The organism is Sphaerisporangium sp. NPDC049002 (assembly GCF_040649355.1).
Classification (GTDB): Bacteria; Actinomycetota; Actinomycetes; order Streptosporangiales; family Streptosporangiaceae; genus Sphaerisporangium.
In genome coordinates this window covers 1-13,076 of sequence record NZ_JBEZFH010000106.1, presented here as the reverse complement: position 1 = coordinate 13,076, position 13,076 = coordinate 1, and the positions used below count along the sequence as shown (strand labels likewise).

Below are 13,076 nucleotides of genomic sequence, written 5' to 3'. Positions count from 1 at the left end.
GGGGGGGGGGGGTGGGCCGGGCGCGCCCCCCGGGACTTGCGTCCGCGGGGCCGCCCGGCCCCGCCTGCTCCGGGTCCGGGTACACCGACACCTGCACGCTGTCGTGGTGCCCGTGGTAGGTGCCCTCGACCTTGATGATCTTCATGCGGCCGGTGGCGGCCCGCATCAGGTGCACGGCGTCCATCGTCGCCTCGGTGCCGGAGTTCCCGAAGCGCCACAGCGGCAGCCCGAACCTGCGGGCCAGCTCGCGGGCGACGACGACCGCGTCCTCGGTGGGCTGGGCGAAGTGCGTGCCCTTGCGCACCCGGTCGGAGACGGCCTCGACGATCGCGGGGTGGGCGTGGCCGGCCAGCCCCACCCCGAAGCCCCCGTGCAGGTCGACGTAGGAGGTGCCGTCCACGTCCACGACCCGGGAGCCGTCCCCGTGGGAGATCCACACCGCCCCGGGAGGCGCGTCCTGCCAGTTGGAGGCGACGCCTCCGGGAAGCACGTCGGCGCACTCCCTCCTGACACGCTGGGACTCGGCCGTGCGTTCGAGGAAGACCGACTCCTCCTTGGCTATCAAACCGTCGAGCTGGACGAGATCACGCTCGACCGTCGACGCGCCGGCGACTGACATCTCATTTCCTTTCAGCCGGCGAGAGCCGGCCCGTCAGATAAGCGGTCGCGACGGAGGTGATCCACTGGTGGGTGACCTCCTCCTCCGGCGCGAACGGCCCCGGCACGTACCCGCGCGAGGCGACCCCCCGCTGCACGCCCTCGCACGCGCCCCAGTCCTGACGGTTGGTCAGGTCCCAGAAGTCCACGGCGTACGACGGGTCGGCGCCCTCGGCCTCCGGGGGGAACAGCCACTGGCACGTGACCTTCGTGTGGCCGGCGGCGACGGGGTCGAGCACGTGAGTCATCACGTAGTCGGGGTGCAGGCTGAGCAGCAGGTTCGGGAACAGGTGCAGGTACTCGACCTTGCGCAGGAGCGGGCCGGTGACCCCCGGCAGGAAGGCGCCGCCCGAGGCGCCCGTCATCGACATCGTCTCGGCGCCGTCGACCAGGGTCATGCTGCCGCCCGCCCACAGGCCCTCGGGCTCGTAGTTGTCGCCGCTGTCCGGCGGGGACACCCGGCACAGCTCCGGGTGGATCGCCGGGCAGTGGTAGCACTCGTGGTAGTTCTCGACCGCGAGCTTCCAGTTGGCCGCGAGGTCGTACTCGTGCGAGGCCGCGACGGTGAGCCTTTCCATCTCGTACGGGGCGACGACCGCCTCCAGCCCGGCGAGGCAGGCCGCGAGCGGGGGCGCGTCGCCGGAGGCGTTGACGAAGACGAACCCGTGCCACTCCTCGACGCGCGCCGGGACGAGGCCGAGCCGGTCGAGCGCGTAGGCGTCGCCGTGGTCGCGGGGCACGCGGTCGAGGCGTCCGGTGAGGTCGTACACCCAGTTGTGGTACGGGCAGGCGATGAACCGGCCCGTCGCGCGGGAACCGCAGGGCAGGAGTTCGTGGCCCCGGTGGCGGCACACGTTGTAGAAGCCGCGCAGCGTCCCGTCCTCGTCGCGCACCAGCAGCACGCTGTCGTCCCCGACGGCGACGGCCGTACGGGTGCGCGGGCCGAGGCCGGCGGAGCGCCCGGCGCACACCCATCCGCCGGAGAAGACCACGCGGCGCTCGAAGGCGAGCACGTCGTCGCTGAGGTAGGCCGCGGCGGGCAGCATCATGCCGGGCGGCTCCAGGCAGGCCCGTACCTGGTCGAGGTCCAGCGGCGCCGTACGGCCGCCGGCCGCCGGGGCCGTGCCGCCGGGGCCGGGACGGCTGTCGCGGGCCGTGCGGGAAAGGTCGGTCATCGCCGCCACCTCCGGTCACGCAGGATTCTCCTGGAGCACAGATACCCGGCGATGCCGGTGACCCCGCCGCCGCCGTGGGTGGCGGACGAGCACTGGTAGAGGCCCCTGATCGGCGTGGTGAAGTCGGCGTAGCCGGGGGCGGGGCGCACGTGGAAGAGCTGGTCGGGCGAGAGCTCGCCGTGGAAGATGTTGCCGCCGATCAGCCCGTACTCCTGTTCCATCCGATGCGGGCCGATGACCTGGCGGTGGATGACCGAGGCCTTGAACCCCGGGGCGAGCTGGTCGTACAGCTCGATCACCCGGTCGGCGTAGGCGTCCAGCTCCTCGGTGTGCGGCTCGGCGGACCAGGTGTGCGGCACCCACTGGGTGAACATCGACATGACGTGCGTGCCTTCTGGGCACAGCGTGGGGTCGAGCGTCGAGGGGATCACGCTGTCGGAGAAGGGGGCCGCGGCGGGCCGTCCCTCGCGGGCGTCCTGGAAGGCCCGCTCGATGTACTCCAGGGAGTGGCACAGCTCGACGGACCCGCTGAGCTGCTGTGGTGATAAATCGGGATTCGAGGTGAACCTCGGAAGCCCGGAGAGCGCGACGTTGATCTTGACGACGCCACTGCGGGAGCGCCACCGCTCGATGTCGCGGACGAAATCCGGAGGCAGCTCCGAGCGGTCGATCTGCTCCAGGAACGTGATCTCGGGATGCGTCGCGGCGACCACGATGGGGGCCGCGAACACCCGGCCGTCCTTCAGCGCCACCCCGCGCGCGCGGCCGTTCCTGACGATGACGCGCTCGACCGCGGCCTCGGTGAGCACGTGCGCGCCGAACGACTCGGCCGACGCGCGGATCGCCAGCCGCAGCCCGTTGACGATGGTGGGCGGCATGAGGCTCATGACGTAGGACAGCGCGGTGACCTTGAACTCCAGCCCCCAGGGGGTCTCGGTGGTGGCCGCGCCGCCTGTGGTGGCGCGGGCCTCGACCACGAGCGGCTTCAGGCCCGCGCGGGCGAGGTAGGCGGCGGAGACGAGGCCGTTGTGCCCGCCACCGACGATGATGGCGTCGTAGGTCGTGTGCGGATCTGTCTTCGTGTCGCTCTTCGGGCCGCCGCTTTCCGCGCCCTGCGAAACTCCGTGCCGGTCCACTCGCCGGAACCTTTCCTGCCGCGTCCTGGCGGACGCCTTCCGTTCGGCCGTAACGACCCGGAAAACTTGGCCTGAGAGCCTTGTGGCCGCAGACCCTCCTCACCAGACTAACTGGTTAACCAGTCAGTCTGGCAAGAGGTGGCCTGACGTGAGAAAGGAGCCGCGCATGCCCCCCATCCTCGTGAGCCCTTGGATCGCCGCCGATTCCTGCCGGCCGGCGGCCTGCTCGGCCTGACCGCGGCGTGCGGCGCCGACCGGTCTGTCGGCTACCGCGCCGACCGGGTGACGTCGGTCCCCGCCGACGGGTACGACCTGCTGTGGGATCCGGCGTACAAGGGCAAGGCGTACGTCCTGGACGACGCGCGCGAGGGGCTGGCCATGGCGATGCTCCGCGACGGCGTCGCCGACGTCAACACCGAGGACCCCGCCACGATCAGGCGGGCGGGCGACCGGCTCGCCGAGCTGATCGGCGCGACCAACATCAAGATCGGCATCAGCGCGTACCAGCTCGTCCCCGAGGGGCAGGCAACGGTTCATCACTGCTGGTCGGGTGACATGGTGAACGCCCAGTCGTACCTGCCGAAGGGCGTGAAGCCGACGTGCTCGGCTACTGGTTCCCCTCCGGCTCCACCGGGATCGTCGGCACCGACACGCTCGCGATCCCGCGCACCGCGTCCAAGCCCGTGCTGGCGCACCTGTTCGTCGACCACCTGCTCGACCCCGCCGTGGCGCGCTTGACGATGCCGCCCACCACGTCCTCTGGCAGCCGGCCGCCCGCGCGCTCGGCGGCCTCCTCGTGCGGGATCAGCTCCTCGTCGACGAAGCGCCGCGCCCGTTCCTGAAGCTCGGCCTGCTGCGGCGTGAGCCGTACCAGCGACGCCATGTCACCACCCGGATCGCTCAATCCTGACTGGTCACCCAGTCAACTCACCGGGACCGCCCGCTGTCAATAGCGGCCGCGCGACACGGGATACGGAGGTCATCACCGGGGCGGACCCGGCGCTCACCCAGCAGGGGCCGCCACGCGCTCGGCCCGCCGCCGCGCTAGGAGGCGGGGAAGGCGGAGCGGTCGATGCCGGCCTCGCGGGCGGCGGCGATGCGCGCGTGCTCCAGGAGCCGCTTGCGCGACAGCACGGACGGGTGCAGCGTGTAACGGATGATCAGCCCGTCGAGCATGCTGTCGAGGCGCTCGGCGGCGCCGTGCGGGTCGTCGCAGACGAACTCGCCCGAGTCGACACCGGCCTGGATGACCTGTTCGACCGAGCCGATCCACGCCGTCTCCAGTTCCAGCAGGATGTGCTGGACGACCGCCTCGCGAAGGCCGGCCGCGAAGGCGTCGATCCACAGGATCCAGCTCTGGTCGGCGCGTGACCGCGGGATGTAGAACCGGAGGACCCGGTCGAGGCGGTCGACGGCGGGACCTGAGCCCCGCACCAGCTCCTTGAGCCGGCCGACCTCGGTGTCGATGGTCGTCCGGAGCATCGCGGTGATCAGCTCGTCCTTGGTGGCGAAATGGTAGTGGATCAGCCCGCCACTGACGTTCGTCGCCTTGGCGATGTCGGCGACCCTGGTGCTGGAGATGCCTCGCTCAAGCACCACCCGCCGCGCGGCCTCCAGCAACTCGGCCCGGCGCTGATCCGCCTGGTCGGCCCGGCTTCCGCGTGTCCCCTCGGCTGTACCCTCCGCACTGCGCACGGCCTGAATCCTACCTGAGCGACCCCGCCCTGCCGCTGCTTACTGGCGGTTCAGTCAAACGGATCTCGCGCCCACGCCCGGTGGCCCACCCCATGGGCTTGACGTTTGACTGGCCAGCCAGTCAGTCTCTGAAGCTGTGAAGCTGACGCGCCTGCTCGCCCCCGAGTCCGTCGCCGTCGTCGGGGCCTCCACCCGCCCCGGTTCGTACGGCAACCTCGCCGTGGCCAACCTCGTCGCCGCCGGCTTTCCCGGCCCCGTGTTCGGCGTCCATCCGACCGCCACCGAGGTCCACGGCGTGCCCTGCCACCCGAGGATCGAGGACCTGCCCGTCGTGCCGGACGCCGTCGTCATCGCCACCCCTGCCGCGACCGTCCCCGCGCTGGTCGCCGAGGCGGGGGAACACGGCTGCGGCGGAGCCGTGGTGTTCGCGGCGGGGTTCGCCGAGGTGCCCGGCGGCGCGGGACGGTCGCTGGAAGACGCGCTGGTGGCGGCGGCAGCGGCGTACGACATGCCGGTGTGCGGGCCCAACGGCAACGGGATCGTCGCGGTCGCGGGAAGGGCGCCCCTGTGGGGAGACGCCTACACGCCCCGGCGCGCCGGACCTGTCGCCCTGATCTCCCAGAGCGGCAACATCGCCGTCAACGCGCTGCTCAGCACCCGGGCCCTCCGGCTGCACACGGTCGTGTCGTGCGGCAACCAGGCGGTGGTCGACGCCGCCGCCCACCTCGCCGCCCTCGCCGAGACCGGCGGGGTACGGTCGGTCGCGCTCTACCTGGAGGACGAGGGCGACGGGGCCCGACTCGCCGGCGCCCTGGCCACCTGTGCCGACGCGGGCATCGGCGTGGCCGTGCTCAAGGCCGGTACGAGCGAGCTCGGCGCCTCCGCCGCCGCCGCGCACACCGGCGCTGTGGCCGGAGACGCCCGGGTGCTCAGGGCCCTGATCGAGGAGGCCGGAGGCGCCTGGGCCCGCAACCCCCACGAACTCCTCGAACTCGCCAAGACCCTGGCCCACGGCTCCCGCCCCGGGCGTACGGCCGGCACGCACCGCGACCGTACGGACCACGCGCACCGCGACCGTACGGACCACGCGCACCGCGACCGTACGGACGACCGGCACCGCGACCGTGCGGAGAGCGGGAGCCGAGACCGTGCGGAGAGCGGGAGCCGAGACCGTGCGGAGAGCGGGAGCCGAGACCGTGCGGAGAGCGGGGGTCACCGTGAGGGAGTGCTGGTCGTGACGTGCTCGGGCGGTGACGCGGCGGTCGGCGCCGACGAGGCCGCGCGTCTCGGGGTACCCCTACCGGCGCTGTCCCCGCCGACGCGCGCCGCGCTCATCCCGGTGCTGCCGCCGACGGCGACCCCGGGCAATCCGCTCGACTACACAGCGGTGATCTTCGGGGACACGCGGCGCACCGCCGCCGCCACACGCGCCGCCGACAGGGTCGGCCAGGCGCGCCGTCCGGACACGGCCGGCTGGCTCGCCGAGCACGAGGCCAAGGCGCTGCTGAGGGACCATGGCATCGCCGTCCCCTCCGGCTTCGCGGTGCGTACGCCCGAGGAGGCCGTCGAGGCGGCCGCCGCGCTCGGTACGGCCGTGGCGCTCAAGCTCAGCGGCAGGCACCTCCGGCACAAGACCGACCTTGGAGCGCTCCTCCTCGGGATCAGTGGCGCGGAGGCCGTACGGGAGGGAGCCACCACCCTCCTGACCTCCCCCGCGCTCGGTGAGCGGACCGCATCCGGCCCGGTCGTCCTGGTCGAGGAGATGGTCCCGCCGGGGGTGGAGCTGCTGGTCGCGGTGCGGCGGGACGGGGTCGTGCCGGTCCTGGTCCTCGCGCTGGGCGGTACGTGGGTGGAGGTGCTGGACAACGCCGTCCTGCTGCCCCTTCCCGCTACTCCCCAGAGGGTGGTCGAGGCGCTGGGACGGCTGCGCGGAGCCCCGCTGCTGATCGGCGCGCGCGGACGACCCCCGGTGAACCTGGAGGCCGTCGGAGACCTCGCCTCCCGGACCGGCGACCTGGCCCTCACGCAGAACCTCACCCTGGTCGAACTGAACCCAGTGATCGTCACCCCGGCCACCGCGACCGCCGCCGACGCCCTGATCCGAACCTGACGACACCCCACTCACGCTGAGGCCCCGAGCAGCGCGGGGAGGAGCGTGGGTGGGCGGTGGCGGGGACGGGTGGGTGCCGGCCGGGGCGGTGGCCGGATCGGGGCTACTTGCCGAGGGCCCCCTGGAGGTCCATGACGTGGTCCTGGGTCTGCTGGAGCAGGGGGCGCAGGGCTTCGGCGACGTCGGGGAGGCCAAGCTCCACGGCCTGGCTGACCCGTTCGCGGTAGCGCTGAAGCTGGTTCTCTTCGAGCTCCAGGTCGAGCTGGAGCGCGGCGGCGCCGTCGGGAACGCTCGGGATCTCGGGCACCGAGACCGACGGGATCCCGCCGAGGAACGCGATCTGCCCGGCCAGCGTCGTCGCGTGCTCCAGTTCCTGGGCCAGGTGGGCCTTGAGCTCCTCGATGATGCTCTGGTACTCGGGCCCCTTGACCGTGGCGGTGTGCTGCGCGTACTGCACGATCGAGCGGTACTCGCTCTCCAGGTCCTCGTTGAGGAGGGCGATGAAACTGTGCTGGTCCACGCTTGATCATCCTTCCGTTGCCTTGTAGACCTGCCCTCCTACCCCCTATCGCGGCGACAATGCGGTTCCACTCCGCCACGCCGTTCAGCCGAGCTTGTAGAGCGCCTGGGCGGTGCCGGTTCCTCCGTACTCGGAGGCGTCCACGAGGGTCCCGTTGGCCTTGACCCACGCGGTGACCTCGTCGTTGCCGCGCTCGGGGCCGCCCATTCCTCCGCCGAGCATGATGTACTTCAGTCGGCCGCTGGTGACGTACTCCTTCAGGGTGGCAACGGTCATGGCCGCGTCGCTGCCCGTGAAGCCGCCCATCGCGATCACCGGCTCGCCGCCGGTGGACAGGATGATCGACGAGGCGCTCTGGGCGCTGCCGACCGCGAGAAGCCAGGTGGCGCCACCCCGGTTCTTCTCCAGGTAGGAGATCATCGCGGCGCTGACGTTCCCTCCACGTCCTCCGCCGCCGAAGCCGGCCGGGGGGTTCCCCATCGGGCCGTCGCCTCGCTGCCCGGGAACCCGGTCGCGCGTCCCGGCGGGAGGCGCGCCCATGCCACCGGGTCCCCCCATGCCGCCAGGACCGCCCACGCCGCCGAAGCCGCCGCTTCCCGCCGGTCCGGCCGTGGGGTTGGTGCCGTTCACGGCCGAGGACAGCGGGGTGAGCGCGTACGCGGCGGGGCCCGCCAGGCCTCCCACGAGGCCGAGGATCAGGGCGACGGCGGCGGGCCGTGTCCGGCCCCTTCCGCCGAGCCGCAGGACGAGCAGCCCGAGCGCCGCGACCGCGCACAGGCCCGCCACCGCGTACGCGAGCCACGGCGTCCACGTGGGAGTACGGCGGAGCAGGACGAACGCCCAGGCTCCGGTGACCGCGATGCCCAGGGGCAGCGCCCAGGCCCACGCGCGCGTCCGCCGGTACGCCTGCCACATCAGCACTCCCCCGAGCCCGGCCAGGGCCGCTACGGCGGGGGCGAGCGCCGTGGAGTAGTACGGGTGGAAGGTCCCCGCCGAGAAGCTGAAGACGGCGTAGTGGACGACCAGCCACCCACCCCAGAGGAGCAGCGCCGCCCGCGGACCGGAAGAGCGCTCCGTGAGCAAGCCCACGGGACCGGACCGATCACCGGTGAGGGCGGAATCGGGAACCGGCGTCCGGCCGGGGCGGCGGGTCGTGAGGATCAGGCCGGCGATCAGTGCCAGGGCGGCGAAGGGGATCAGCCAGGAGATCTGGCCGGCCATGATGTCGTTGAACAGGCGTCCCGCGCCCGACGCCCCTCCGAAGCCGGCGCCACCGCCGCCTCCGCCTCCCCCCTCGCGGCCGAAGATCCGCCCGAGGCCGTTGTAGCCGATGACCAGGTCCCAGACCGTGTTGTCGGTGCTGCCGCCGATGTACGGCCGGTCGGCGGCGGGCCACAGGTCGACGACGACCATCCACCACGCGCTGGACACCAGCAGGACGGCGCCGGCGACCAGCAGGTGGCCGAGGCGCCGCAGGAGCCTGCCGGGCGCGGCGTACAGGTACACCAGGGCGAACGCGGGGAGCACCAGGTAGGCCTGCAGCATCTTGGTGGTGAAGGCCATGCCGACCAGCAGGCCGCAGAGCACCAGGGTCCGCATCCGCCCGGTCCTGATCGCCTCGGCGCAGAACCAGGCCGCCGCGACCAGGAGCAGCACGAGGATGGTGTCGGGGTTGTTGTCCCTGTTGATCGCCACGGTGATCGGCGTCAGCGTCATCACCAGTCCCGCGACCAGCCCCGCCACGTGCCCCCGTGCCCCGGCGAGCGCGGGGTCCCCGGTCCGGCCGGTCCAGGCGAACACGGGGTCCTCGGTCCGGCCCGCCCAGGCGAACGCGCGTCGTACGGCGGAGTGGACGAGGGCGACCGAGGCGACTCCCGCGAGGGCCTGCGGCAGGAGCATGCTCCAGGTACCGAAGCCGAAGATCCGTGCCGACAGGCCCATCACCCACAGTGCGAACGGCGGCTTGTCGACGGTGATGAACGACCCCGCGTCGACCGCTCCGAAGAAGAACGCCTTCCAGCTCCGCGTGCCCGACAGGATGGCGGCGGAGTAGTAGTCGTTGGCGTACCCGTTGCGGCCGAGTGCCCAGGTGTACAGCACCGCCGCGAGCGCGAGCACGCCGAGCAGCGCCGGTCGCGCCCAGCGGGGATCGTCAACGGGGCCGAGCAGGATCCGCGCGGGGAGGCCGCGCCCGGCGGGACGGCGCCGTCCCCCGGCGGCCGCCGGCCGTTCGACGTCCACGGTCATCGGGAGTTCTCCTTCCTGCGGCCCGGGCTGAAGACCCAGGCGCGGAGCAGCATGAAACGGACCAGGGTGGCGACCCCGTTGGCGACGACGACCGCGCCGAGCTCGACCGACCTCGGCGCGGTCGCGGGCAGCAGGGCCAGCGTCCCGGTCGTCAGCGCGAGGCCGACGAAGAACGCCACCAGCCCTTCGACCTGGTGCCGCAGGGCTCCCGCCGAACCTGTCACGCCGAAGGTGAAGCGCCGGTTGGCGGCGGTGTTGGCGACGGCGGTGACCAGCAGCGCGACGGCGTTGGCCACCACGGCGGCCGTGACCCCGCGAAGCACCCAGAACAGGGCAAGGTAGGCGAGGGTGCTGATCACCCCGACGGCCACGAAGCGGGGAAGCTGCCGGACCATGCCCGACGGCAGCCGGGCCGCGACCACCCGGTCGGGAACCGGGATGCGGGCCGCGCCCGACAGCGTCCTGCGTGCCACCCTGGCCATCCCCCTGAGGTCGTCGAGCGCGGTCCGGAGGACGTCGACCCGGCTGTCGGGGTCGTCCACCCAGTCGACGGGGACCTCGTGGATGCGCAGGCCGTGGCGTTCCGCCAGCAGCAGCAGCTCGGTGTCGAAGAACCACTCCTCGTCCTCGACCGCCGGCAGCAGGGCCTGGGCGACCTCGGTACGGGCCGCCTTGAAGCCGCACTGGGCGTCGGAGAAGCGGGCGCCCATGGCCGAGCGCAGCAGCAGGTTGTAGGCCCGGGAGATGATCTCCCGCTTGGGCCCGCGCTCCACCCGGGCCGCCCTGGACAGGCGGGTGCCGATCGCGAGGTCGCTGTGGCCAGAGAGCAGGGGGGCGATCAGCGGCAGGAACGCGGTCAGGTCCGTGGACAGGTCGACGTCCATGTAGCTGACGACGTCGGCGTCGCTCTCGGCCCAGACCTGGCGAAGCGCCCGTCCCCGGCCCTTCTTGTCCAGGTGGACGGCCCGTACGCGAGGCAGGTCGCGCGCGAGCCCGGTGGCGATGTCCCAGGTGCCGTCGGTGCTGGCGTTGTCGGCGACCGTGATCCGGAAGCCGTACGGGAAGGTGCGGGTCAGGTAGTCGTGGAGGCGGTGGACGCTCTGCGCGAGCACCCGCTGCTCGTTGTACACCGGGACGACCACGTCGACGAGGCGGGGCCTGGTCTCCGGAGCGAGGGACGCCCGCGCGGGCGCCGGTGCGAGGGAGGAGGTCATGCGCGATGACCGGGGTTCGGCTGGCTCATGGCTCCACCGTCGAGGAGCGGGATTGAACCACCCTTAGGCGTTGATTAACCCTGTCTGAGAATGCGCCCGGCCGGGGAGCCTCAGGGTGGCGCGGGTGCCGCCTCCGGGGGCGTTGGACAGGGCCACCTCGCCCCCCGCGTCCCGAACGGCCTGCGCCACGATGGCGAGACCGAGGCCGGAACCGGGCATGCTCCTGGCCGTGGACGACCGCCAGAACCGGTCGAAGACGTGCGGAAGCTCGTCCTCGGGGATGCCGGGGCCATGGTCGCGCACGGTCAGCTCTCCCCCGCCGAGCCGTACAGTGACCGTGCCCCCCTCGGGGCTGAACTTCACGGCGTTGTCGAGCAGGTTGACCACGGCGCGTTCCAGCGCCCCCTCGCGCCCGTGGACGTACCACTCGCCGAGGTCGGCGTCGATGCGCACGTCGTGGGCGCGCAGGCGGGCACGGGCGACGGCGGCCTCCACCACCTCGTGGAACGGGAGGTCCTGCGTGGGCTCCTCGCCTCCGGACACGCGCGACAGCTCCAGCAGGTCCCCGACGAGGGCGGACAGCTCGGCCATCTGGGCCTTCACGCTCGCGAGCAGGCGCCTTCTGGCCAAGGGGTCGAGCTGCCTGCCGGTGTTCTCGCTGTGCAGCAGCAGGTCGATGTTGGTGCGCAGGCTGGTGAGCGGGGTGCGCAGCTCGTGCCCGGCGTCGGCGATGAGCTGCCGCTGGCGCTCGCGGGAGCTTGCCAGGGCGGCCGTCATCGCGTTGAAGGACGTGCTCAGCCGCGCGATCTCGTCCTCACCGTCGACCGGGATGCGGGTGAGCAGGTCCTCGGTCCGCGCGATGTGCTCGACGGCGCTGGTCAGGCGGGCGACGGGGCGCAGGGCCGTACGGGAGACGAACCGGCCCGCCGTGGCCGCGCCGAGGACGCCGAGCGCGGCGACCCCCGCCAGGAGCAGCGCGAGGCCGCGCAGCGTCGCATCGGTGCCCGCCAGAGACCGGGAGACGCTGACGGCCATGCCAGGGCCGACGTTCACGGTCAGCACCCGGACGGTGTCGCCGCTGTCGGTGACGCCGTCCCGCAGGATCCGCCCCCCGCGCACCCCCGCCACGCGCAGGTCGGCCGGTTCCACCTTCACCGCGTCCCACCCCTGGGCGCAGCGGGTGCCGCCGGTGAGGACGATCTGCTGCAGGCGCAGGAACGGTCCGGGCTCCTCGGTGCCGGTCGGGTGCTCGGTGCAGTTCCTCTGGATCATCTCGACCGTCCTGCCGCCCACCGGGGGCTGGTCCAGGGAGTCGTTCAGCTGCCGCGACAGCTCGTTGCGCACGAGGAACCAGCAGGCCGCCGCGCAGACGGCGATCGCCACGGCGACGGCCGTCGCGACCAGCACGGTCAGCCGCGACCCCATCGACCGGCGCCCGCGCCGCATCAGGACGGCGTCCTCAGCACGTATCCCACGCCGCGCACGGTGTGGATGAGGCGCGGCGCTCCCCCGGCCTCGGTCTTGCGGCGCAGGTACATGATGTACACGTCCAGGGAGTTGGACGAGGGCTCGAAGTCGAAGCCCCACACGTCGCTCAGGATCTGTTCGCGGGTGAGCACCTGCCGGGGGTGGGCGAGGAAGAGCTCCAGTAGCAGGTACTCCGTGCGCGTGAGCTCCAGCGGGCGCTCGCCCCGGGTGACCTCGCGGCTGGTCGTGTCCATGCGCAGGTCGGCGTGGCTCAGCACGCCGTCGGGGACGGCGGCCGGGGCCTGCCTCGCGCCCCGCCGCAGCAGGGCGCGCACCCGCGCGAACAGCTCGTCCAGCTCGAACGGCTTGACGAGGTAGTCGTCGGCCCCGGCGTCCAGCCCGGACACGCGGTCGCCGACGGCGTCACGGGCGGTGAGCATGAGCACGGGGATCTGGTTCCCCGCGGCCCGCAGGCGCCTGCACGCGGTCAGCCCGTCCACGCGCGGCATCATGACATCGAGCACCACGAGGTCGTACCGCTCGCGCCCGAGCGCGTCGAGGGCCCCGGCGCCGTCCTCGGCCAGGCCGACCTTGTATCCCTCGAACTCCAGGCTGCTCTGCAGGGCCTCGCGCAGCGCCGGTTCGTCGTCGACCACCAGCAGCCGCGCGACGTCCCTGTCTCCCGTTGTGCTCACCGGCTCACGGTAGCCGGACATCGTGAGAAGCCCATCAGTTCCTCCCGAGGGGACTGTTGCCTCTAGGCGACGGGGGAATCGGGAGCGGGAGGGCCGCCAGGGCCCGAGCGTGCGGTGACCTGTCTGGTCTGCGCATCAGAGTTCTCCGTTCGTCGTCACG

Annotated in this window: 11 protein-coding genes; 2 read left to right on the top strand and 9 right to left on the bottom strand. The window is 72.6% G+C overall.

Annotation, left to right across the window (positions count from 1 at the left end):
* From AB0B89_RS21210 to AB0B89_RS21200, 3 genes are all read right to left on the bottom strand, one after another.
* Positions 1-619: aminotransferase class III-fold pyridoxal phosphate-dependent enzyme (locus AB0B89_RS21210; RefSeq protein WP_358555304.1), on the bottom strand; the 619-nt coding region annotated here is incomplete at its 3' end.
* 1 nt (position 620) lies between these two features.
* Positions 621-1,832: an aromatic ring-hydroxylating dioxygenase subunit alpha gene (locus AB0B89_RS21205; protein ID WP_358555302.1), complete on the bottom strand. Its 1,212-nt coding sequence runs from the start codon at positions 1,830-1,832 to the stop codon at positions 621-623.
* The gene (locus tag AB0B89_RS21200; protein WP_358555299.1) at positions 1,829-2,968 is read right to left on the bottom strand and encodes an NAD(P)-binding protein; all 1,140 of its coding nucleotides are present in this window, start codon (positions 2,966-2,968) and stop codon (positions 1,829-1,831) included. Before AB0B89_RS21200 ends, AB0B89_RS21205 begins: the two co-directional genes overlap by 4 nt.
* Positions 2,969-3,157: 189 nt before the next feature.
* Here AB0B89_RS21200 and AB0B89_RS21195 point away from each other — a divergent pair, with 189 nt between their 5' ends.
* Positions 3,158-3,706, top strand: a complete 549-nt coding sequence (locus AB0B89_RS21195) for a hypothetical protein (protein WP_358555296.1) — start codon at positions 3,158-3,160, stop codon at positions 3,704-3,706.
* Between the two features lie 306 nt (positions 3,707-4,012).
* Here the strand turns inward: AB0B89_RS21195 and AB0B89_RS21190 are convergent, their stop codons facing one another.
* A complete protein-coding gene (locus AB0B89_RS21190) occupies positions 4,013-4,663 on the bottom strand; it encodes a TetR/AcrR family transcriptional regulator (RefSeq protein ID WP_358555293.1) in 651 nt (216 codons plus the stop codon).
* Positions 4,664-4,799: 136 nt separating this feature from the next.
* Between AB0B89_RS21190 and AB0B89_RS21185 the strand changes: the two genes are divergently transcribed.
* Complete coding sequence (locus AB0B89_RS21185) at positions 4,800-6,773, top strand: acetate--CoA ligase family protein (protein ID WP_358555291.1); 1,974 nt, start codon at positions 4,800-4,802, stop codon at positions 6,771-6,773.
* 103 nt (positions 6,774-6,876) lie between these two features.
* Here the strand turns inward: AB0B89_RS21185 and AB0B89_RS21180 are convergent, their stop codons facing one another.
* The 5 genes from AB0B89_RS21180 to AB0B89_RS21160 all read right to left on the bottom strand — a co-directional run bounded on the left by AB0B89_RS21180 (position 6,877) and on the right by AB0B89_RS21160 (position 12,916).
* Positions 6,877-7,293, bottom strand: coding sequence for a ferritin-like domain-containing protein (locus AB0B89_RS21180; protein WP_358555288.1), 417 nt, complete (start codon positions 7,291-7,293; stop codon positions 6,877-6,879).
* An 84-nt stretch (positions 7,294-7,377) separates the two neighbouring features.
* Entirely contained in the window at positions 7,378-9,540 is a 2,163-nt protein-coding gene (locus AB0B89_RS21175; protein WP_358555285.1) for a glycosyltransferase family 39 protein, read from the bottom strand.
* Complete coding sequence (locus AB0B89_RS21170) at positions 9,537-10,754, bottom strand: bifunctional glycosyltransferase family 2/GtrA family protein (protein ID WP_358555282.1); 1,218 nt, start codon at positions 10,752-10,754, stop codon at positions 9,537-9,539. Before AB0B89_RS21170 ends, AB0B89_RS21175 begins: the two co-directional genes overlap by 4 nt.
* Positions 10,755-10,817: 63 nt before the next feature.
* On the bottom strand, positions 10,818-12,200 hold the full coding sequence (locus AB0B89_RS21165; protein WP_358555279.1) for a HAMP domain-containing sensor histidine kinase: 1,383 nt from the start codon (positions 12,198-12,200) through the stop codon (positions 10,818-10,820).
* Entirely contained in the window at positions 12,200-12,916 is a 717-nt protein-coding gene (locus AB0B89_RS21160; protein ID WP_358555276.1) for a response regulator transcription factor, read from the bottom strand. Before AB0B89_RS21160 ends, AB0B89_RS21165 begins: the two co-directional genes overlap by 1 nt.
* Positions 12,917-13,076: the final 160 nt, after the last annotated feature.

Coding starts and splice junctions, on each gene's coding strand:
- AB0B89_RS21175 (WP_358555285.1), bottom strand. CDS start 9,540: ATGACCGTGGACGTCGAACGGCCGGCGGCCGCCGGGGGACGGCGCCGT.
- AB0B89_RS21205 (WP_358555302.1), bottom strand. CDS start 1,832: ATGACCGACCTTTCCCGCACGGCCCGCGACAGCCGTCCCGGCCCCGGC.
- AB0B89_RS21165 (WP_358555279.1), bottom strand. CDS start 12,200: ATGCGGCGCGGGCGCCGGTCGATGGGGTCGCGGCTGACCGTGCTGGTC.
- AB0B89_RS21170 (WP_358555282.1), bottom strand. CDS start 10,754: ATGACCTCCTCCCTCGCACCGGCGCCCGCGCGGGCGTCCCTCGCTCCG.